This is a genomic window from Dactylosporangium sp. CA-139066, from assembly GCF_050936175.1.
Taxonomy (GTDB): domain Bacteria; phylum Actinomycetota; class Actinomycetes; order Mycobacteriales; family Micromonosporaceae; genus Dactylosporangium.
This window is the reverse complement of sequence record NZ_JBNJNH010000001.1, coordinates 1,628,138-1,647,953: the sequence shown is the minus strand read 5'-3', so window position 1 is coordinate 1,647,953 and position 19,816 is coordinate 1,628,138. Positions and strand designations below refer to the sequence as shown.

Annotated in this window: 17 protein-coding genes; 7 read left to right on the top strand and 10 right to left on the bottom strand. The window is 69.8% G+C overall.

What is annotated here, in order from left to right; all coding sequences use genetic code 11:
* Nucleotides 1-29: 29 nt before the first annotated feature.
* From ACQEVU_RS07585 to ACQEVU_RS07555, 7 genes are all read right to left on the bottom strand, one after another.
* A complete protein-coding gene (locus tag ACQEVU_RS07585) occupies nt 30-443 on the bottom strand; it encodes a S26 family signal peptidase (protein ID WP_433321824.1) in 414 nt (137 codons plus the stop codon).
* Nucleotides 440-1,183: an ABC transporter ATP-binding protein gene (locus ACQEVU_RS07580; protein ID WP_433321823.1), complete on the bottom strand. Its 744-nt coding sequence runs from the start codon at nt 1,181-1,183 to the stop codon at nt 440-442. Before ACQEVU_RS07580 ends, ACQEVU_RS07585 begins: the two co-directional genes overlap by 4 nt.
* Nucleotides 1,180-1,932, bottom strand: a complete 753-nt coding sequence (locus ACQEVU_RS07575) for an AfsR/SARP family transcriptional regulator (RefSeq protein WP_433321822.1) — start codon at nt 1,930-1,932, stop codon at nt 1,180-1,182. Before ACQEVU_RS07575 ends, ACQEVU_RS07580 begins: the two co-directional genes overlap by 4 nt.
* On the bottom strand, nt 1,929-3,800 hold the full coding sequence (locus ACQEVU_RS07570; protein WP_433321821.1) for an ABC transporter ATP-binding protein: 1,872 nt from the start codon (nt 3,798-3,800) through the stop codon (nt 1,929-1,931). Before ACQEVU_RS07570 ends, ACQEVU_RS07575 begins: the two co-directional genes overlap by 4 nt.
* Nucleotides 3,797-4,303 carry a TlpA family protein disulfide reductase gene (locus ACQEVU_RS07565; RefSeq protein WP_433321820.1) on the bottom strand — a complete coding sequence of 169 codons (507 nt, stop codon included), beginning with the start codon at nt 4,301-4,303 and terminating at the stop codon, nt 3,797-3,799. Before ACQEVU_RS07565 ends, ACQEVU_RS07570 begins: the two co-directional genes overlap by 4 nt.
* Nucleotides 4,304-4,367: 64 nt before the next feature.
* Nucleotides 4,368-4,901, bottom strand: coding sequence for a MauE/DoxX family redox-associated membrane protein (locus ACQEVU_RS07560; RefSeq protein ID WP_433321819.1), 534 nt, complete (start codon nt 4,899-4,901; stop codon nt 4,368-4,370).
* A 386-nt stretch (nt 4,902-5,287) separates the two neighbouring features.
* Nucleotides 5,288-7,138, bottom strand: coding sequence for a CBM96 family carbohydrate-binding protein (locus ACQEVU_RS07555; protein ID WP_433321818.1), 1,851 nt, complete (start codon nt 7,136-7,138; stop codon nt 5,288-5,290).
* Nucleotides 7,139-7,325: 187 nt separating this feature from the next.
* On the opposite strand from ACQEVU_RS07555, the gene ACQEVU_RS07550 reads away from it, so the two are divergent.
* On the top strand, nt 7,326-8,834 hold the full coding sequence (locus ACQEVU_RS07550; protein WP_433321817.1) for a carboxypeptidase regulatory-like domain-containing protein: 1,509 nt from the start codon (nt 7,326-7,328) through the stop codon (nt 8,832-8,834).
* Between the two features lie 445 nt (nt 8,835-9,279).
* Here the strand turns inward: ACQEVU_RS07550 and ACQEVU_RS07545 are convergent, their stop codons facing one another.
* Complete coding sequence (locus ACQEVU_RS07545; protein WP_433334842.1) at nt 9,280-10,851, bottom strand: pentapeptide repeat-containing protein; 1,572 nt, start codon at nt 10,849-10,851, stop codon at nt 9,280-9,282.
* A gap of 619 nt (nt 10,852-11,470) precedes the next feature.
* On the opposite strand from ACQEVU_RS07545, the gene ACQEVU_RS07540 reads away from it, so the two are divergent.
* Nucleotides 11,471-12,214: an IclR family transcriptional regulator gene (locus ACQEVU_RS07540; RefSeq protein ID WP_433321816.1), complete on the top strand. Its 744-nt coding sequence runs from the start codon at nt 11,471-11,473 to the stop codon at nt 12,212-12,214.
* Nucleotides 12,215-12,230: 16 nt separating this feature from the next.
* Here ACQEVU_RS07540 and ACQEVU_RS07535 read toward each other — a convergent pair whose 3' ends face one another.
* Together ACQEVU_RS07535 and ACQEVU_RS07530 are read right to left on the bottom strand one after the other, a co-directional pair.
* Nucleotides 12,231-13,004 carry a creatininase family protein gene (locus tag ACQEVU_RS07535; protein ID WP_433321815.1) on the bottom strand — a complete coding sequence of 258 codons (774 nt, stop codon included), beginning with the start codon at nt 13,002-13,004 and terminating at the stop codon, nt 12,231-12,233.
* A 29-nt stretch (nt 13,005-13,033) separates the two neighbouring features.
* The gene (locus ACQEVU_RS07530; RefSeq protein ID WP_433321814.1) at nt 13,034-14,131 is read right to left on the bottom strand and encodes a mandelate racemase/muconate lactonizing enzyme family protein; all 1,098 of its coding nucleotides are present in this window, start codon (nt 14,129-14,131) and stop codon (nt 13,034-13,036) included.
* A 273-nt stretch (nt 14,132-14,404) separates the two neighbouring features.
* On the opposite strand from ACQEVU_RS07530, the gene ACQEVU_RS07525 reads away from it, so the two are divergent.
* Genes ACQEVU_RS07525 through ACQEVU_RS07505 form a run of 5 tightly spaced genes read left to right on the top strand, consistent with a single transcriptional unit; the run spans nt 14,405 to nt 19,783 of the window.
* Nucleotides 14,405-15,859 (top strand): ABC transporter substrate-binding protein, encoded by a 1,455-nt coding sequence (locus tag ACQEVU_RS07525; RefSeq protein WP_433321813.1) that lies wholly within the window; start codon nt 14,405-14,407, stop codon nt 15,857-15,859.
* Between the two features lie 4 nt (nt 15,860-15,863).
* A complete protein-coding gene (locus ACQEVU_RS07520; RefSeq protein ID WP_433321812.1) occupies nt 15,864-16,877 on the top strand; it encodes a carbohydrate ABC transporter permease in 1,014 nt (337 codons plus the stop codon).
* The gene (locus ACQEVU_RS07515) at nt 16,874-17,791 is read left to right on the top strand and encodes a carbohydrate ABC transporter permease (protein ID WP_433321811.1); all 918 of its coding nucleotides are present in this window, start codon (nt 16,874-16,876) and stop codon (nt 17,789-17,791) included. The genes ACQEVU_RS07520 and ACQEVU_RS07515 overlap by 4 nt, the downstream gene beginning before the upstream one ends.
* Nucleotides 17,792-17,801: 10 nt before the next feature.
* The gene (locus tag ACQEVU_RS07510) at nt 17,802-18,899 is read left to right on the top strand and encodes a mandelate racemase/muconate lactonizing enzyme family protein (protein ID WP_433321810.1); all 1,098 of its coding nucleotides are present in this window, start codon (nt 17,802-17,804) and stop codon (nt 18,897-18,899) included.
* Nucleotides 18,900-18,904: 5 nt separating this feature from the next.
* Nucleotides 18,905-19,783 carry an NAD-dependent epimerase/dehydratase family protein gene (locus ACQEVU_RS07505; protein WP_433321809.1) on the top strand — a complete coding sequence of 293 codons (879 nt, stop codon included), beginning with the start codon at nt 18,905-18,907 and terminating at the stop codon, nt 19,781-19,783.
* The last annotated feature ends 33 nt before the right edge of the window (nt 19,784-19,816 follow it).

The window sequence follows — 19,816 nt, the reverse complement described above, 5'->3', positions numbered from 1 at the left end:
CCGGGCCGGTCCACGGTTCCGGGGCGCGTTCATGCCAGCCTCCCGGCCATCACGCCGACGATGTCCGTGACCGCGGCGAAGCCCCAGTTGCGCGAGTCGGCGCTGGCCGCGGGCGCGTCGCCGAGCACCACCACCCGCCGCTCGGGGACCCGGTCGCCGGGCCGGCCACCCACCGCCGCCAGCACCGAGGCGGGCACCGGGTCCCCGGGCAGGGCCGCGACCCGCTTCACCAGCAGGTCGCCGCCCGGGACCTTCTGACCGGCGACCGGGTGCAGCACCACGATCCGGCCCACGCGCAGGCGCCGGATCCGCAGCACCAGCAGCCGGCTGCCGGGCCGCAGCGTCGGCTCCATGCTCGGCCCGAACACCGTCACCACGACCAGCAGCCGGCGGGCCGCCAGCAGGGCCCCGGCAAGCGCCGCCGTCATCAGGACCCACGTCATCGCAGCCGCCCGTCCAGCAGGTCGACGACCCGCTCGCACTGCGCGGCGATGGACGTGTCATGCGTGCTCAGCACGATCGTGATCGGGTAGCGCTCGCGCAGCCCCAGCAACAGGTCGAGGATGGCCCGGCCGGTGTGCGAGTCGAGGTTGCCGGTCGGCTCGTCGGCCAGCAGCAGGCGGGGGCGGTTGATGAGCGCGCGGGCGATGGCCACCCGCTGCTGCTGCCCGCCGGACAGCCGCGAGGGCAGCGCGCCCTCGCGACCGGCCAGCCCGACGGCGTCGAGCAGCTCGCGGGCCCGTTCGCCGCGGTCGAAGCCCAGGTTGCGGTGGGGCAGCACGGGCACCAGCACGTTGTCCAGGGCGGTCAGCGCCGGCAGCAGGTGAAAACGCTGAAAAACAAAGCCAATGCCGCGTCGGTACTGCGCGAGCCTCCCACGGCCGGCAGCGGTCAGCTCCTGCCCGTCGACGGCGATGGAGCCGGAGTCGGGCCGTTCGATCGCGCCGATGAGGTGTAGCAGCGTGGACTTGCCGGAGCCGGACGGCCCGGTGAGCGCCGTCAGGCCGCCGGGCTCCAGCGTGAGGCTGACCCCGTCTACGGCGGCGAGCCGTTCGCCGTCGCCCAGGGGGAACGTCTTCACCACGTCGGTGAGGACGACGCGGGCGCCGCCGTCCGTGGCGGGCGCCGCGGTCGCGGTGTCTGGTCGGCTGGATGGCACGGTGCGACGACCTCCCGGGGTCATGAGTGGTATCCGATCGATGCGGCCAGGCGGCGCAGCCGGCCGCACGGCTCCACGCCGAGCTCGCGGCTCAGCAGCGTGCGGCAGCGCTGGTAGGAGGCGATGGCCTCTATCGGCCGCTCCATCCGGATCAGGGCGAGCATGTGCAGCTCGCGCAGCCGGTCGCGGAACGGGTGCTCCTCCAGCAGCGGCCCGAGCTGCTCCAGCGCCTGCCGGTGGCGGCCGAGGCGCAGTTCGATGTCGGCGCGGTCCTCGGCGGCGGCGAGGTAGCGGTCGTTGAGCCGGGCCGCGGCGGCCCGGATGGCGGGCGCGGCCACGTCGGCGAACGCCGGCCCGCGCCACAGCGCCAGCCCGGCGCCGAGCAGCCGCGCGCCGGCCGACGGGTCGGCGCGCGCCCGGGTGGTGGCCTCGGCGACCAGCCGGTCGAAGGCGGCCAGGTCGGTGCGCAGGTCGGTGGTCCGCAGCTGGTACCCGGGCGCCCGGGTGACCAGCACGTCGGCCGGGCCCGGATGGCCCGACCCGGCGAGCGCCTTGCGCAGCGCGGAGACGTGCCCCTGCACCTTGGTCACCGCGCTCGTCGGCGGGTCGTCCGCCCACAGCACGTCGACGAGGTGCTCGACGGAGACGACCCGCCCCTCGGCCAGTAACAGTGCGGCCAGCACGGCCCGCTGCTTCGGGCCGCCCAGCTGGACGGGCCGTTCGCCGATCGTGGCCTCCAGCGGCCCGAGTACCTCGATCCTGATGTCGTTCATGCGTTTCCCCCGTCGGTGGTCGTCGCCACGTCGGCGAAGCCCTCGGCCTGTAGCCGGAACAGCTCCGCGTACGTGCCGTCGGCGTGCATCAGTGCGTCGTGGTCGCCCTCCTCGGCGATCCGGCCGTCGCGGAGCACCACGATGTGGTCGGCGCCGCGCAGGGTGTTGAGGCGGTGCGAGATGAGCAGGCTGGTCCGGCCGGTGCGCAGCTCTCGCAGCGTGCGGTGCACCTCGGCCTCGGCGCGCGCGTCCAGGCCCGAGGACGGCTCGTCGAGGATGAGCAGGTCGGCGTCGGTCCTGATGAGGGCGCGGGCGAGCGCGACCCGCTGCCACTGGCCGCCGGAGAGCACGACTCCGCTTTGTTGTCCGCCACGTCTCGTGCTGCTGTCGCCGCTTTGGCTTTCGCCGCTTCGGTGTCGGCGGCGTCTCTCACCGTCGGCGAAGGTGCGGGTCAGCATCGTGTCGTAGCCGTCCGGCAGCGCGGCCAGCGTCTCGTGCATACCGGCCCGCACGGCCGCGGCCGTAACGTCCCCGTCGCCGAGGGCACCGAGCGCGATGTTGTCGCGGGCGGAGAGCTCGTAGCACACGAAGTCCTGGAACACGGTGGCGATCCGGGCCCGCAGCGCGGCGATGTCCAGGTCGGCGAGGTCGACGCCGTCCCACGTGATCCGGCCGCGGACCGGCTCGTAGAAGCGGCACAGCAGCTTGACGATCGTCGACTTGCCGGCGCCGTTGAGCCCGACCAACGCCGTCGACTGTCCTTGCCGGAAGTGGAGGTGGACGCCTTGCAGTACCCACGGCTGATCGACGCCGTAGCGAAACCACACGTCCTCGAATCGGATGCCCTGCCGCAGCGACGGGACCGCCGCGCCGGCCGCGAGCGGGACGCGGCCGGCCGGGACGACGGCCAGGTAGTGCTCGAACAGCGCCAGCGCGGAGTCGGCCGTCGCGATCTGGGTGACCAGGCCCGCGACGGCGGCCTGAACCGCGCCCAGCGCGGCGATGAGCACCGCGAGGTCGCCGACATGGCCCTGTCCCGTGGCGAGCCGCGCGACCGTCACCACCAGGACGACCGCCGAGACGGCCGCGGTCAGCAGCGACAGCAGGGCGTCGGTGCGCGCCGTCGCGAGGTCGACCCGCCGCTCGCCGCGCTGCTGCTCGCCGATCTCGACGAGCATGCGGTCGCGGAAGTACCGCCCCAGGCCGAACAGCCGGATCTCCTTGGCCGCCCGCAGGTCCAGCAGCAGCGCCGCGTAGAACATCTGCCGCCGCTGCCGCGGGCTGTTGCCGGTCGTCGTGGCCGTGCGCATCCGGCTCAGCCGCAGCTGAGCCGCGAGCGTCGGCCCCATCGAGGCGGTCACCAGCAGCGCGGCCAGCGGCGACAGCGCGAGCAGCGAGGCCAGGAACCCGCCCAGCGTGAAGGTCGCCTGGGCGATGGTGAGCAGCGAGCCGGTGAGCAGTACCGGCCCGGACTGGCTGGACTGACGGGCCAGCTGGACCCGGTCGTGGAAGGTCGGGTCCTCCAGCTCGGTCAGGCCGGGCGCGCGGACCACGGCGGCGAACAGCTCCGCCTGGGTGTGCAGGCCGACCTTCCGGCCCACCTCCTGGTCGAGGTACCGCCCCAGGTGCTGCAGCAGCGCCCCGACCGCCCCGACGACGGCGAGCGCCAGGGCGACCAGCCCCAGCCGCGCGGGCGCGCCGCCGGGCCGGGCGAGCCCGTCGAGCAACAGCTTCGTCAGCCACGCGACGGCGACCGGCACCAGCCCGGTGACGACCGCGACCAGCAGCCGCAGCCAGGCCACGACGGGCGCCGCGCGATGGTAGGTGCGCAGCGCCCCGACGAGCGTCGCCATTCGGCGCCGTTTCATGCAGCGGCGAGTTGCAGGCAGTCCTCGAAGGCGCCCTTCGCGGCCACCCGCCCGTCGGGGTCCACCAGTACGTAGCTCGGCGTGGCCCGCGTGCCGAACGCTGTGCTCACGGGCCCGCCCGGCGCCTCGGTGACGACGGTACCCACGGCGGCCAGCACGGTTCGCAGCCCGTTGGGGTCCTCCTCGCCATGCTGGGTCAGCACCGGCACCACGGCGATGCCGGCGGCCGTCAACCTCCCCTCGCGCCGCACCAGCTCGGCGGCCTCGGTGACGCACGGCTTGCAGGTGGTCGAGAAGAACCCGACCAGCGTCCGGCGCCCGTCGGCGTCGGCGAACTCGGGCACCTCGGCGCCGACCGCGATCCTGATCGTCTCCGGGGGCGCCCCCGCGGCGCTCCTGGAGTCCTCGTAGGTCCGCAGCCGCCGGATGACGGCGGTGGTCAGGACAAGGTCAAGCACGACGAGCACGGTCAACACGACGACCGCAGCGACAAGCATCGGCACGTCTCGAGCCTCCTGTTCGGGCGTTTGTTCCGGGCGTTGTTCCAATTCCTCACTGGGTTCTCGATCACGGCTTCGCCGGTCGCAGCAGCGCGGCGAGGTCGTCGAGCAGCGCGACCGCCCCCACGCACACGCCGGCCACCAGCGCACACAGCGCCAGTCCGGCCGGTTCCCGGGCGCCTTCGGTGGACGGCCCCATCACCACCCCGGCGGCGCAGCCGCCGAGCAGCACGAGGTTTCGCACGACATGCCGGGGCGCGACGGCGTCCCCGTCGCCCCCGAAGCAGTGGCAGGCCGGCCCCGGCGCCCGCCGCAGCGCCCGGACCAGCACGACGGTGAACGCGACCAGCAGCCCGGCGGCCAGCGTCAGCCCGGCAATGGTGGTGATCGCCGCGGGCAGCGCCACGAGCACCGCCGCCGCCGCCTCGAGCACCACGACGAACGCGGCCGCCGCCCGCACCCATCGGACCGGGATGCCGCCAAGGTCGCGAACCGCCCCGACGAATGCGTGAAATGCGGCCCGGCTACGCACCTTGCCGACGACGGAAGCGAGAAAGATCCCGACGATGGTCATGTCGAGAAAGACCCTCAGATAGCTCACGGCCACCCCCGTCGCGTCTACGCGCAGGCGCGGCCGATCCCGGGCCCCCGCTCCGTCAAGCAGAACCATTCCCGCCCGCAACTCTTATGTCAAGACTCAAAATAACGGTCGGGGTTACTTGCGCGAGCAATAGACCGCGATCGCTTCTTGATCATTCCCTGAGCGGTGTGCCGCCTCGGGCGGCTATCGCTGCGGCAGGGTTCTGGCCGTGCCTGTACGCGGTCGCGCAGTGTCTTGGCCTGGCTGGCGCTCACGGGTTTGCCGGCGGAGGTGCGTGCCCGCAGACAGCCACCTTTTGTCCAGCGGCAGACGTTGGACCGACCGGACCGGGTGTCAAACATATGGGCCCGGACCTTGTTGCGTCCGGGCCCATAGTTTCCTGGCGATCAGCCGTTCACGGTCACCGAGAACGAGTGGTACCACGAGATGGCGCCGTCGGTGTAGCGAACCTTCACCCAGAAGTAGGTCCAGCCGGACTGGGTGGGCGTCCAGTGGATGCGTGCCTTGCCGTCGGTGTCGATCGGAACCGTCACGTCGGTGGAGTCCGCCGTGGTGAAGTACTGCACGTCCTGCACCCCCACGCCAAGGTAGGGCGTGACCGTGAAGACGCCCTCCACCCCGACGCCACCGCCCGAGCCGTCGATCGGGTAGACGCCGTCGGACGTCACCGCCGGCTCGTCGCTCGCGTAGAAGGTGGTGGAGGAGTCGAAGTGCGATGTACCGGCACCATCGAGCCCGCTGTACGTCAGCGTGTGCTCGCCGGCGGCCAGGGGCGTTGTCACGGCGTCGACGACGCCGTCGGCGCCCACCGAAGCGAACTGCTGGGCACCCCCGTCGATCGCATACGCGATCTTCGTGAGCCCGTTGCCCACCTGCGTGGTGAAGTGCAACGTGACCACAACGCCCCGGGACCCGGCCGGATCGGGCGCCTGCCCGGTCGGCCATACCGTCACCCCGTAGGTGCGGACGTTGAACTTGTACTGCCGCACAGGCGACAGGTTGTGGGCCCGGTCGAGGCTCGCCACGTACAGCGACTGCTCACCGGAGCCCCACGGCCGCCACTGGATGGTGGCTGCCCCACCGAGCTGGTCGGCGGGCACGCGGTTGTAGAGGCTGGAGGGCGACGTGCCGTAGAGGAATTCCTTCACGTCGTCCGACCCGTTTGCCGTGAACAGGAACGTTCCCTCGTGGCCGGCCTCACCCGTGGGTGCCGGAGGGTTCTCCGGATATTCCGGCGACGAGACCGTCGGCGCGTTCGGCTTGGTCTTGTCCACTGTGAAGGGACACGACGCGCTCCAGCCGGAGTATGCCCGCTGGTCGTATGTGCGCGCGTGCCAGGCGTACGCGCCCTCCGCGACCTGGCTCACCGGGAGGTAGGCGGAGCCGAAGACGCCGTCGCCTCCGCTTCCCTGGTTCGTGGGGAGCGAGGTGACGTTACCCGGATTGCTCAGCGGCCAATATTCGATCTCGCTCTTGAGGGCGTCCGGGGGGTTGCGGTCGGCGTCGGTCTGGTCGGCGTTGAAGGAGAGGTCGTAGCCGGTGTAGTACGTGCCGGCGGAGCACGCCGTCCCGTCGCCGTAGGTCAGCCTCGTCGGTGTCTTCGGCGGCGTGTTGGTGAGCGTCACCTCGAGGTTGTACGAGTTCTGATACAGGTAGCGGCCGAAGGCCGGCTTGTTCTCGTCGCCGCCGGCCACACGCAGCTCGATCCACAGCCGGGACTTGCCGCCCTTCAGGGCGGTGTCGAGCGCCTGCGTCAGATCGAACCTGATGCGGGAAGCACAGTCCGCCGAGTCAGCGACCGCCGCCACGGCTTTTCCGCTCGTGGCGGGTGGGTTGGCCCAGGTGTTCGCAGCGGTGAACTCCGCGACCGGCCTCGCGCTCAACGCACGTGGCTTGGTGCAGTCGGTGGCCGAGAGTTCCCTGACGACGAGCTGTGCTGTCGTCAGGCGTACGCGCTGCACGTTCCCGATGTCGAAGCCGAAGTAGACGCGGGTCTTGTGCGTGACCCCGTCGACCACGTTCGCCCCGACCGGCAGGTTGCCGCTGGGGTAGAAGCTCGTCGTGCCGGGCGTCGCCGAGTCGGTGTACGCGAGGAAGGAAGGGGTGAAGGAGAAGTGCGGCTCGGCTGCGTTCGCCGGCGCCGCCGCCAGGATGGCCGCAGCAGCGACCGCCGTGACGACGAGAGCCTTCGCCGCGATCTGCCCGCGCCCCCGAAACTCGCGGGTCCCAGTGATCAAGTTGTATCCCCTCTGCCGGAACGGGTGGTGACCTGGACCGCATGGTATCGATCTCTCGCACCTGCCGCCGACCGCATTCCCGGTGGACCACAAGGGAAGCGCGCGTGGAGTAGCCTCCATGCCGGATCGACATTCGCAACAGAACGGGGAACACATGAGCAATAAAGGGCGCACCTGGGGTGCAGCCTTGATCGTCGCGGCCCTGGCCGTCTCGATGACCATGGCCCCCAGCGCATACGCCGAGGAAGCCGCGGCGACGATCACCGGCCACGTCACCAAGGAAGCCACCGGTGCGGTGACGGTCAATCTCTTCACCACCGGCGGGATCGCGGCCGGGCAGGCGATCTCGACAGCAGACGGTGACTACGCCTTCCCCGGCGTGGCGCCCGGGACCTACAAGATGCAATTCGGCTTCGCCGGACGATTCCAGTGGGCGCACCAGAAGCTGGGGTTCTCCTCGGCAACGGTGGTCAGCGTCGCGGCGGGCGACCACGTCGTGGTCGACGAGACCATGCTGCTGCCCGGTTACGTCGAGATCCACGCGAAGGACGCCGTGACCGGCCAGCCCGTCGACACGTTCTGCGCCGGTGTGTACCAGGACCCGTACCAGTGCGGCGCGACGGGGGGCGTCATGCGCCTGACCGACTTTGACGGCGGGCCGCGGACGGTCTACATCAAGTCCTCCGACGGGCTGCACGCCAGGCAGGCAATCGAAAACGTCTCGATCACGCTGGGCCAGGTCACGCGGCTGGATGTCACCCTGAAGCCGACCGCCGCGATCACGACGACGGTGGTGGACCGCGCAACGGGCGATCCCGTCCCGTACGTTTGCGTCGCGGCCCTGACCCTCACCTTCGGCGGCGTCGACGACCAGACGTGCCAGTACGGCGTGAACTACACCGACGAGCTCGGTCGCGTCACCCTGGCCGAGCTGCCCGCCGCCGACTACACGCTGCTGGTCGTGCCCGAAGACGGCGTGCACGGAATCCAGTGGGCCGGCGCGACGGGCGGCACCGGCAGCCAGTACCAGGCGCAGATCCTGCACACGATCGCCGGAGCGCCGACGGTCGCGCCGCAGGTGCGTCTTGACCCTGCGGCGTCCATCACAGGAACCGTCCGGGACGCGGACACGGGCGCGCCGATCAGCGACGGTTGTGCCCAGGTCCTGCCGAGCAAGACGGCCTACGGGATCGGCAAGGCGTGCGGGTACTCCGGCGACGGGACGTACACGCTGTCCAACCTCGGCCCCTACAAGTGGCCGGTGCTGTTCTCCAACTTCTACACCTGGGCCGGCAACCCGTACGTGGGCAAATGGTCAGGCAACGCGACCGATCGCAAGGCGGCGACGCTGATCCAGGCGGGCAAGAACCAGCCGACAGTTCTGGACGCGACGCTGACCCACGCGGACGCGCCCTTCACGCTGAAGGTCACGAGCGCGGACGGGCAGGCGTACACCGGCTGGTTCTCGGTGGACGTGTACAACGCGCGCACCGGCGACTTCGTCCAGAGCTCCGACACATCTCAGGGCTGGACCATCCACGGCGTCGGCATGCAGAACGTGCACATCCACTACGTCCCGAACTCGCCCTGGCGGGCAGGCTGGGTCGGCGGCGCGGACTACGCCTCGGCGGACACCATCAAGCTGAGAAGCGACCGCACCGTCACGGTAAAGATCGTCTTGCCCGATCCCGCCTGACGCACCGCACCACATCGCGGCCCGCACCCGGAGAGGGCGCGGGCCGCGAGTCGTCATACGTTGCCTGCGGAGACAACCTCCGTATCGGGAGGCGGCGCTGGCGGTCGGATCGCCTGGCCGCGTCAGGTGCGGTTGCGAAGGACGGCGACGCCGTCGCCCGTGAGCTCGTCGAGGGCCTGCGCGCGCCCGGTCATGGCCATGACCAGCGCGATCATCGGTCCGGCGACCTCCGGTCCGGTGCCGCGGCTCCATTCGGCGTCGGTCGCGCGCAGTGTGAAGACCGTGCTGCGTGCCCGACGCCAGCTGCGGCAACCCGCCTTCGCTCGGGCAGTTGCCGCCGATTTGCCGTGGTCGGCCCAGATGGCCAGCCACGCGCTTTGCCGGCCGGTGACTATGGGTGGACCCCGCCGCCTTCGCCGTCCGACTGTCCGTACCCTGCACGGCCTCACTCGTCGCCTTTTACCACCACGACTACCGGAAACAACCGGTCGGGCACCCCTGAGTCGTCCGACAGAATCCATCCGTTGGGCAGGATTGTCCGCCGTGTTGCTGAGGCGTGAGTCAGGTCGACCAAACCATTAAACTGCGCCAAGCCCAGTTCGACATCGCCGTGTAACTGTGCTCCGTCAAAGCGGGCGTCGCCATGGAACTGCGCACCGCTAAGGTAGGCGGAGCTGTGGAAGTTTACCTCGCTTAGGAATGCGTCATCGTGAATCTGCGCGTCTAGCAGATAGGCGTCGCCGTGGAAATTCGCGCCGCTCGCATAGAATGTGCTGTAGAACTGCGCTTCGTGCAGGTCGACATTGTCGTGGAACACCACCCCGCCCAAATTGGCAGCGTCGTGGAACTTCGCCTCGTGTAGGCTGGCGTCGCCGCGGAACTGCGCGACGTGAAAGCTGCTGACGCTGTGGAACTGCGCCGCGTCCAGGTTGGTGATGCTGTGGAACTGCGCCGCGCCGAGGTTGGCGTCGCCGTAAAACTGCACACCGCGTAAGTCGGCTTCGCCGTAGAACTGCACACCACGCAAGTTGGCTTCGCGGTGGAACTGCACACCGCGTAGGTTGGCGTTCGCGTGGAACTGCGTCCTGTACAGGTAGGCGTTGCCATGAAACTGCGCCGTGTTCAGGTTGGTGACGCTGTGGAACTGCGCCTCGTCGAGGTTGGCGTCCCCATGGAACTGCGCCTCGTCGAGGTTGGCGTCCCCGTGGAACTGTGCTCTGCTCAGGTTGGTGACGCTGTGGAACTGCGCTCTGCCCACGCTCAAACGTCCGATCTCACACGCGGCCAGGCTGAAATCGACAAGCACAGCACCAACGAGATCGAGCACCATCCAGGCGCCTTTGGCGTCAATCCAGTACGCATCGCCCAGCATCGGATCGAGATGCGCCGCGAGTAGACGTTGTGCCGTCATTCGGACTTGCAGTTCCTGATGCCGTTCGGCCTCCGCCGCAGCGTCCGGCAGCTCACCCTCAGCGTCCGGCTGCGCCGGCGACCCGGCAGCGTTGCCTCGCAGTACCTCCACCGGCAGCGTGTACGGCATCCGCAGATATGCACACCACACATCCACCACCGTCTGCCGCAGCTTCACATTGTCCTGACCAAGCCGCTCCAAGGCATACAAGCCAGCCAACCGGACCGCCGCCTTGTCACTACCCAGCTGATCCGCCGCCGCCACGTATAACGCTGTCGAACGCTGCTCTAGCGCCTCGCTCTCGGCAAAACGCTGAGTCCGCTCGCTGAGAATCTGCCGGCGCAACGTCATCAGCAGCGTCGCACCGGCCGCCAGCCCGGCGGCCACCGTCAGCGCCGTCTTGATCCGGTCAAGGCGCAGCTTGTCTGCCTCCGTCGGGATACTCGGCACCGACCACACGCCCAGTAGCAACATCGCCACGACGCCGCCAGCAACGACAGCCGCCACAATGACGACCGCCCACCACCACGGCAACACCCGCAACGACGTATCCGCAGATCGCACAGGCTTGTCACCTCGCCGGTCTGCCCACCAACGCTTCGGCATACGCACGTCCGTCATTGTGACCAGCGATGGCAACGGGACCACGGTGCGAACCAGCCATCCCACGCGCCTGAGCGGCCGGAAGACGACGACTGCCACACGTCTTTCGACCCGGGCGGTACGAGAGCGGGCCGCAACGGACCATGACCGCTTGCCCTGAAGCCATCGCGCATGAAACCCGACCTGTGGTGAGCGCGGTGTGTTACGCGCCGGCCATGGCCCCGGGCTGGGGGTCGTGGCCGACGCGTCAGCTGGCCCTCCGGGGTCTCCGGTAGTGGACACGGCCCGGCGCGGATGGTGCCGCAGCCGAGCAGCTGTCTCGTGTACAGAAACATTCTCTTCTTGTGGAGAGACAGAGGTCACCCTAGCATCAATGCGTCAGTGCATCCCTCGACCGAGCGGTGGACCCGAAGCTCTGAGGCTGGAGCAAACTGGTGCGGCCGGAGCGATCACCCGGCGGGCGGAGCGGCGCACCTGGCGGTCAGCCGGGGGGCTGTGTCTCACGGGGAAGTAGCCGTGCTGTGTTGGGAAACAGGCGCGGGTGGGCTACCCTCCAATCCTGGCGTTCGTTTCCTTGGGAGAAACAATGGCTGAGACTGAACCGGACTACATCGTCAAGCCGGTGTTCAAGGCGTTGGCAGTCCTGCGGTGCATAGGCGAGGCCGACCGGCCGTTGACGCTCGGCGATGTCTGCCGACGGGCCGAGCTGCCCAAGAGCACCGCGTTCAAGTACCTGCGCACCCTGCGGGACAGCGGATTCGTGGCGCACGATCCCGACACCGACACCTACCGGATCGGTCTGCTGGTCTGGCAGCTGGGTCAGTTGTCCGGCGAGCAGAACCGGATCCGGGAGGTGGCCCTGCCGGCGATGCGCCGCCTGCACGAGCGGTTCGACGAGACCATCAACCTCGGGCTGCCGGACGGTCGCGAGATCGTCTACCTGGAGATGATCGAGAGTAGCCGGGCCCTGCGCATGCAGGCGCGGCTGGGCTCGCGCGATCCGCTTTACAGCACGGCGCTGGGCAAGGCCTACCTGTCCGCGTTGGATGAGGATGACTGGCGCAACCTGGTGCCGGGCCGGCTGACCCCGCGTACGGACCACACCGTCACGGCACTGGCGGCGCTTCGGTCCGAGCTCGACCAGGCCCGGGCGCGTGGCTACGCGACCGAGATCGAGGAGAACGAGGAGGGCTCCTCCTGCGTGGCCGCGGCCATCCATGATGTGCGCGGTGTGCCGGTGGCCGCGATCAGCGTCTCGGCCCCGGACAGACGGATGAATGCCGAGCTGCGCGCCGAGATCGGCAAGCACGTCGCGGCCGCGGCGGCGGACTGCTCGCAGCGCCTGGGGTACCGAGGGGCGCGATAGCGGCCGCGGTCCGGTATCAGCGCAGCGGCGTCACCGGGTTCAAGGGGTAGCCGATGAGCCGGTGGGCGAAGTCGAGCGCGCGGGCGAGCGTCACCTCCACGATCTTCTCGCCGGCCGCGGGGGTGGCCAGCCGCGGATCGCCCAGGGCGCCGTTCGGGCTCCACTCATCCAGCCGGATCGGCACGTCCACGCCGGTGAACGGCGGGCCGGCCAGCGGCTCAAGCGCCGGCGCCGGTGCCGGTCCGGGGACCCGGTCGGCCCGCAAACCGTCCGGGTTCACGACCATTACGACGGAGGTCTCGGCCTCGCACGCGTGCCCCCAGCCGAGATCGCCCACGTGCTTGCCGGCCTCGTCGCGCGCGACATCCGACCACATCATGTGCGCCATCAGCGCGCCGGTGTCCCGCCGCACCTCGCGGGCGGCGAGCCGCACCGCGTCGGTGTTGCCGCCGTGGCCGTTGACGACCAGGATGCGCGGTACGCCCCAGTGCACCAGGCTTTCTGCGATGTCCTTGAGCAGCGCGATGAGGGTGGCCGGTCGCAGCGTCAGTGAGCCGGGGAAGGCGAAGTGGTGCTCGGACAGTCCGTAGGGCATGAGCGGGCACAGCAGCGCCTGGTCGCCCAGTTCGGTGGCCAGGCGGTGCGCCAAGCCGTTTGCCACGGCGGCGTCGGTTTCCAGGCTCAGATGCGGGCCGTGCTGCTCGGTGGAGCCGATGGGCACGATGGCCAGCTTCACCGACGGGAGCGCCGCGCGGACGTCGGGCCAGGTCATCGAGGTCAGTTCGAGCATCAGGTTCCTTTGGTTGGGCAGGTCGATGGTCAGGTGCGCGCGTGCAGGGGGCTGGTGAGGGCGGCCAGTCGCGCCGGGTCGACGGTGACGCCGAGGCCGGGGCCGTCGGGTACGAGGGCGTGGCCGTCGCGGTACTGGACCGGGTGGGCGGTGACATCGTCGCGGTAGACCATCGGTCCGACGGTGTCGCCGGCGAAGTCGAGGTTGTCCACGGCTGCGGCCAGATGCAGCGCGGCCGCCGATCCGATGGACAACTCCTGGGTGCCGCCGATGAGCGTGCCCACGTCGGCGTGCCGGGCCAGCGCGAAGACCTCCAGTGCGGCGCTGAACCCGCCGAGCGCGGCAAGCGAGATGTTGAGGATGTCCACGGCGTCCGCGTCCAGCAGCCGCCGGGCCTCGCCGTGGCTCCACACGTGTTCGCTGACCGGGACCGGAAGCTGGCGCCGCACCGCGGCCAGGGCGTCGGGGTTGCCCCGCCGTACCGGACTCTCCACGGACAGCGCCCCGGATCGCGGCAGCAGCCGGCGCAGGATGTGCAGTGCGGAGGAGGGCGGGAAGCGGGCGGACAGGTCGAGGCACTTGACGGTGAAGGCGTCGCCGAACCGGTCCCGCGCCTCGTCGAAGAACCACTCCTCGACCTCGAGGTTGCCGCACACGTACACCTTGAACAGGGTGAAGCCCTGGCCGATCCGGCGCTGCGCCTCGGCCAGGTTGGCCTGCGCGATCGAGCGGTCGTACATCGGGAACATCGGGTACCCGACGGGCATGGCGTCGCGCTTGCGCCCGCCCAGCAGGTCACACACGGAGGTACCGAACGCGCGGCCGAGCAGGTCGTAGAGGGCGATCTCGACGGCCCAGCGCACGACGGGGTCGGCTGTACCGAACCGGCCGTCGAGCCGGGCGAGCAGGTCCACCCGGTCGGCGGGGTCGGCGCCGACCAGGATGGCGTTCAGTTCGGCGGTCAGGATGCCGAGGTCGGGCAGCCAGGCCATCTCCTCGGCGTCGGACAGTTCGCCGTATCCGGTGATTTCGTGGTCGGTGGCCAGTTCCACGATCAGGTGCCGGCTCGTTATGCCGGTGTGGCGGGCTGTGGCGACCGGTGTCACGCAGACCCTGACGATGCGCATGGCCGCCGCCCCCTTTCATCCACGTGTTTCTTGGAAAGGCACGTGCGTTTCCCGAGTGGGAGGATGGCAGCGGGCACTGTGATTGTCAACGCTGCCCAGGCATCTCCGACGTGCAGGATTGCCCGGTAACGTCGGCTTTCGAGCCGCCGGCGTCCGATACGGGCTGTCCCTTGACAAGAGACGGGCAGTTCTTGACGAGAACTTCGGGTGATCCTAGTCTCGGTCCATGCAACGGCGCGCAGGTGTGCCGCCCGAATTCGCTTGGGAGTAACCATGGACGACCCGACGTCCCGACCACTTTCCCGCCGTAGCATCTTCAGGCTCGCCGGAGGCGGCATCGCCGCGCTCGCCGGCGGCGGCCTGCTTTCCGCCTGTACGAGCGCCACGTCGCCGAAGACCAGCCCGACGACGGCCGGCCCGGCCGGCGGCCCGATCACCGTCGCCGACATCGCCGACGACACCGACAAGCCCAGCGTCGCGGCCGCCGCCGCGGCGGTCACCGCGTTCAAGGCCAAGCAGCCGAACATCACCGTCACCACCAAGCTGCAGCCGTCCGGCGCCGACGAGGTGGCGGCCTTCATCGCCAGCCGCAGCGCCCCGACCGCATACGTGATCAGCAGCAACGACGTGAGCCCGATGATCGCCGCCAAGCAGGTGCCCGACATCACCGCGATCATCAAGAAGTGGGAGCACTACGACGAGCTCGCGCCCGCCCTGCTGGACACCTTCGGCCTCAACGGCGTCTATTACGGGCTGCCGCAGTACAGCGGCTCGACCGGGCTGGTGATCTCCAAGCCGTTGTTCCAGAGCGCCGGGCTCGACCCCGCCGACTGGCAGAAGGGCGGCAAGACGTTCGCCGACTTCCGGGCCGCGGCCAAGGCCATCTCGGACAAGAACCCGGGTGTGGCCGGATTCCAGGCCACCCTCAAAGGGCCCCGGCAGGGCGGCCTGTCGCTGTTGACGCTCATGTACGCCAACGGCCAGCTCACCTACAGCCAGGACACCGCGACCAAGAAGTACACGGCGACCTGCAACACCCCGCAGGCCGTCGCGGCGCTGCAGTTGCTGCAGCAGATGCGCTGGCAGGACAAGAGCCTGGGCAGCAACCCTATCGTCGCGTACCTCGACGGCTTCAAGGCGCTCGCCTCCGGCAAGGCCGCGATGTGCATGTCCGCGTTCGACGGCCCCGGTCAGGTCGCCGCGGCGGGCGCGGAGCACTCGGACGACTTCATCATGGTGCCGTTCCCCATCAACGACGCGGCCAACGGCTCGCTGATCGGCAGCGGCTCGGGCTACGTGTTCAGCAACTCCGCCGGCCCGTCCGAGCTGCAGGCCGCATTCGACTACACGGTCTTCGAGAACCTCAGCGTCGAGGGTGTCTCGGCCTACTACAAGGCGTGGTCCGAGGCCGGCAAGGCGGACGGATCCGGGGAGACGCCCCAGGCCGTACCGTTCGCCACGCTGCTGCTGAAGTCGGGTTCCGCGCTGCGCGCCCAGATCGAGGCGGCGGTCAAGCCCTACGTGCCCGCCTACTCGCTGTCCCTGTACGGCGACTACTTCGCCACCACGGCGAAGATGAAGCTGGCCCCCGAGCCGGTCTTCAAGGGCAAGGAGATCAAGACAGCGCTGCAGACCCCGGTCGAGGTCATCATGACCAACGCCAACGCCAACGCCCAGACCGAGATGGACAAGGCCAACACGGTCATCCAGCAGGCACTGAACGCCTGACGCCATGGATGTGACAGCGCAGCGATCGGTCGAGGCGGGCACGCCGCCGCCGGCTCGCCCGGCCGGGGTCTCCCCCGCCGGGCGGGCTCCAGCGCGCCGTGCCGGCGGGTCCGCGGGCGGGCTCCGCCGCCGGGTCGGGCGCAATCTGACCGGGTGGGCCTACGTCGCGCCGGCCTTCCTGCTGTTCGCGCTGTTCGCCTGGTACCCGATCGTGCTCGGCCTCGAGATGAGCCTGCAGCGGGTGACCCTGGCGGACCCGTCGAGCTGGACCGGCGTCGAGAACTTCCGGCTCATCTTCGACGATCCGGTGTTCTTCACGGCGTGGGGCAACACCCTGAAGTTCTCTGCGCTGTCGCTGCTGTTCGGCTTCGTGGTGCCGGTCGGGCTGGCCATCTGCGTCAACGAGATGCGCCACGGCCAGTGGTACTTCCGGCTGGCCTTCTACCTGCCGGCGATCCTCCCGCCGATCGTCACCGCGTTCATGTGGAACTGGTTCCTGGACCCCGGCCAGGGCGGGTTCATCAACTCGTTGCTGGGACACCTGGGCATCGGCCCGCAGCCGTGGCTCAACTCGCAGACCCAGGCGCTGTACGCCATCCTGGCCATCACGATCTGGGCCGGCTCCGGCGCGACCATGCTCATCTACCTGGCCGCGCTGCAGGACATCCCCGGCGAGCTCTACGAGGCGGCCGAGCTGGACGGCGCCAACCTTTGGCAGCGGGTCCGCAACGTGACGCTGCCGCAGATCCGCACCGTCATGGCCGCCATGTTCGTGCTGTCGTTCATCAACTCGATGCAGCTGTTCGTCGAGCCGTACGCGCTGACCGCGGGCGGACCCAACCATGCCACGGAGACCGTCGTGACCCTCATGTACGAGTACGGCTTCCAGGAGCAGCAGTACGGCAAGGCGGCGGCGGTCGGGGTGACCCTGTTCGTCGTCATCGTCCTGCTCACCGTCGGCCTGGTCTGGCTGCCCCGCCGGATCGCCGCCCGTACCGCGAAAGGGCTGCCCGGATGAGCGCGAAACCCCGCCGCCGCAACGAGTCGGCGCCCGCCCGCACCCTCGTGTCCGGGATGGCCGCCCGCCGCCCGTGGGCCCGGGTCGTCTACTGGGCCACCTGGACCCTGCTCGTGCTCGCCACACTGTCCACAATGGTCCCGCTGTGGTGGCTCATCACCGGGGCGTTGAAGACGCCGCACGACCTCAACCAGACGCCGCCGAGCTGGGTCCCGCACCCGTGGACCCTCGACGGCGTGGTGCTCACCTGGAAGCGGCTGGATCTGCTCCAGTACTTCCGCAACTCGGCTCTGCTGGCCGCCGGAACGCTCGCGCTGCGGGTGACCGTGTCGGTGCTGGCCGCGTACGGGCTGTCCAAGCTGCGCCCGGCCGGGCACAAGCTGTTGCTGGGCGCCTTCCTGACCACGCTGATGATCCCGGCGATCATCTACTTCATCCCGCAGTACGTGACCGTGATCAACCTGCCGCTGGGCGGCATGAGCCTCAAGGGCTCGTGGTGGGGGGTGTGGCTGCCCGGCGCGGTGAGCGGGTTCGCCATCTTCGTACTCAAGATCTTCTTCGACAAGCTGCCGCCGGAGCTGTCCGAGGCGGCCTACGTGGACGGCGCCAGCTCGTGGCGGATCCTGACCCGGATCATCCTGCCGCTGTCCAAGGGCCCGATCGCGGTCGTGTCCATCTTCACCGTCATCGCGTCGTGGCAGGACTTCCTGTGGCCGAAGCTGATCCTCGGCGACAACGCCGAGATGCGCCCGCTGTCGGTGGCGCTCTACCTGGTCAACTCGCCCGGCTCGCGGGCGCCGTTGAACGTGCAGATCGGCTCGCTGGCGATCGCGTCGATACCGATGATCATCCTGTTCCTCGTCTTCCAGCGGCAGATCATGCGCGGGGTCACCTTCACCGGGTCGAAAGGCTAAAGGAGAAACCTTGAACATCAGCGGCATCAGCCTTCATCCGGTCAAGGCACACCGGCACAGCGGGGAGAACAGCCAGCACGTCATCGTCAAGCTCCACACCGACGCCGGCATCACCGGTCTCGGCGAGATCTCGGACCTGCAGGAACTGGGGTACCTGCCCGACCTGACGATCCTGAGCGACGAGCTCAACCGGCTCCTGATCGGGCGGGAGGTAATCAACCGCACCGAGATCCTGGGACTGCTCGACAAGCGGTACGGCACCGTCGAGCCGGCCTTCCGCTGGGGCGTCGAGATCGCCCTCTACGACGCGCTCGGCAAGCTGCTGAACCAGCCGATGTACAACCTGCTCGGCGGGCGGGTGCGCGACCGGCTGCGCATCTGCTACCCGCTGTTCCCGATGTACGAGCGCTCCATCGCCGAGGCCGGTCTCGTCGAGGTGGACAAGCGGCTGGGCCAGGGCTTCGACATGTTCCGCGTGTACATCTGCGGCAACCTCGAGGTCGAGGAGTGGTTCTTCCGGGAGCTGCGCGAGCGGCACGGCGACACTCCGAAGATCAAGTCGCTGGACTTCTCGGCGCGCTTCGACCGCAAGACCGCGCTGCGGATCGCCGAGCGGCTGGTCGACCTGTCCGGTACCGAACTGGTGGAGAGCCCGGTGCGGCGGGCCGATCCGCGGGCGCTGGCCGAGGTGCGCCGGGCACTGCGGGTGCCGGTCAGCGAGCACGTGTGGAGCTACGCGGAGGCGCTGCGGCTGCTGGACGCCGAGGCGCTGGACGTGCTCAACATCTCGCTGGCCGCGCTCGGCGGGGTCACCGCCGCGGTCGAACTGTTCACACTCGCCAGGCACACGGCCACGCCGACCCTGCTCGGCACCACGCAGGAGCTGTCCATCGGTACCGCGGCAGTCATGCACGTCGCGATGGCCACACCCAACATCGAGCACCCCGGCGACGCGGTCGGCCCGCTGCTGTACATCGACGACGTCACCACCGAGCCGGTGCCCTACGCCGACGGGTACGCCTGGGCGCCGGACGGCCCGGGCCTGGGCGTGACGCTCGACGAGGACAAGCTCGCCGCGCTGTCCCACCCGCTGTACGCGAGGGACTGACCGCGATGCGTCTCCTCATCACCGGCGGGCTGGGCAACGTGGGCCGCGCCACCGCCGAACATCTCACCGCGGCCGGCCACGACGTGGTGACCTTCGACCGGGTCACCTCGCACGATCTCGCCTGGGAGCACGTCACCGGCGACCTGCGCGACGCGATCGGGGTGCGCCAGGCGATGCGGGGCATCGAGGCGGTCGTGCACGCGGGCACCTATCCGGGCGACGGGGAGCCCGGCGAGGAGGACGCGGTGCTGAGCATCGCGGTCGGCGGTACCTGGAACGTGATGACGGCCGCGGTGGAGGCGGGCGTGTCCCGGGTCGTCTACGTGTCCAGCGTCAACGCGCTGGGCGCCATCAAGCACGAGCACAAGCCCGACTTCCTGCCGCTGAGCGACCGGCACCCCCGCAACCCGGTCTCCATCTACCAGCTCGGCAAGCACCTGTCCGAGGACGTCTGCCGCTCCTACACCCGCCGGTGCGGCATCCCCACCATCTGCCTGCGTCCCACGCTGGTCGCCGTCGCGGCGCGCACGTACCAGGTGTGGCGGGGCGAGAGCGGCGACGACTCGTACCTGCACGAGCGGCTGGCCGCGAACTTCGGCGCCTACATCGACATGCGCGACCTGGTGTCGGCGATCGACCTCGCACTGTCCGTCGACGGCATCGACCACGACGGCTTCCTGCTGGCCGCGCGCGACACGTCGACCGATCGGCTGACCACCGCCGAGATCATCCAGCGGTACGCGCCGGCGGTGCCCTGGCCGCACACCAGCCTCGCCGAATGGACCCGCGACGACCCGTACCGCACCCCGTTCGACTGCTCGCACGCCGCCGACCGGCTCGGCTGGACACCCCGATACAGCTGGCGCGACACCCCCCTCGGCTGACAAGCCGCCGCTCCCCCATCCACGGAGGCTCCC

Coding starts and splice junctions, on each gene's coding strand:
- ACQEVU_RS07570 (WP_433321821.1), bottom strand. CDS start 3,800: ATGAAACGGCGCCGAATGGCGACGCTCGTCGGGGCGCTGCGCACCTAC.
- ACQEVU_RS07515 (WP_433321811.1), top strand. CDS start 16,874: ATGAGCGCGAAACCCCGCCGCCGCAACGAGTCGGCGCCCGCCCGCACC.
- ACQEVU_RS07585 (WP_433321824.1), bottom strand. CDS start 443: ATGACGTGGGTCCTGATGACGGCGGCGCTTGCCGGGGCCCTGCTGGCG.
- ACQEVU_RS07535 (WP_433321815.1), bottom strand. CDS start 13,004: ATGCTCGAACTGACCTCGATGACCTGGCCCGACGTCCGCGCGGCGCTC.
- ACQEVU_RS07520 (WP_433321812.1), top strand. CDS start 15,864: ATGGATGTGACAGCGCAGCGATCGGTCGAGGCGGGCACGCCGCCGCCG.
- ACQEVU_RS07530 (WP_433321814.1), bottom strand. CDS start 14,131: ATGCGCATCGTCAGGGTCTGCGTGACACCGGTCGCCACAGCCCGCCAC.
- ACQEVU_RS07580 (WP_433321823.1), bottom strand. CDS start 1,183: ATGACCCCGGGAGGTCGTCGCACCGTGCCATCCAGCCGACCAGACACC.
- ACQEVU_RS07525 (WP_433321813.1), top strand. CDS start 14,405: ATGGACGACCCGACGTCCCGACCACTTTCCCGCCGTAGCATCTTCAGG.
- ACQEVU_RS07575 (WP_433321822.1), bottom strand. CDS start 1,932: ATGAACGACATCAGGATCGAGGTACTCGGGCCGCTGGAGGCCACGATC.
- ACQEVU_RS07505 (WP_433321809.1), top strand. CDS start 18,905: ATGCGTCTCCTCATCACCGGCGGGCTGGGCAACGTGGGCCGCGCCACC.
- ACQEVU_RS07545 (WP_433334842.1), bottom strand. CDS start 10,851: ATGCCGAAGCGTTGGTGGGCAGACCGGCGAGGTGACAAGCCTGTGCGA.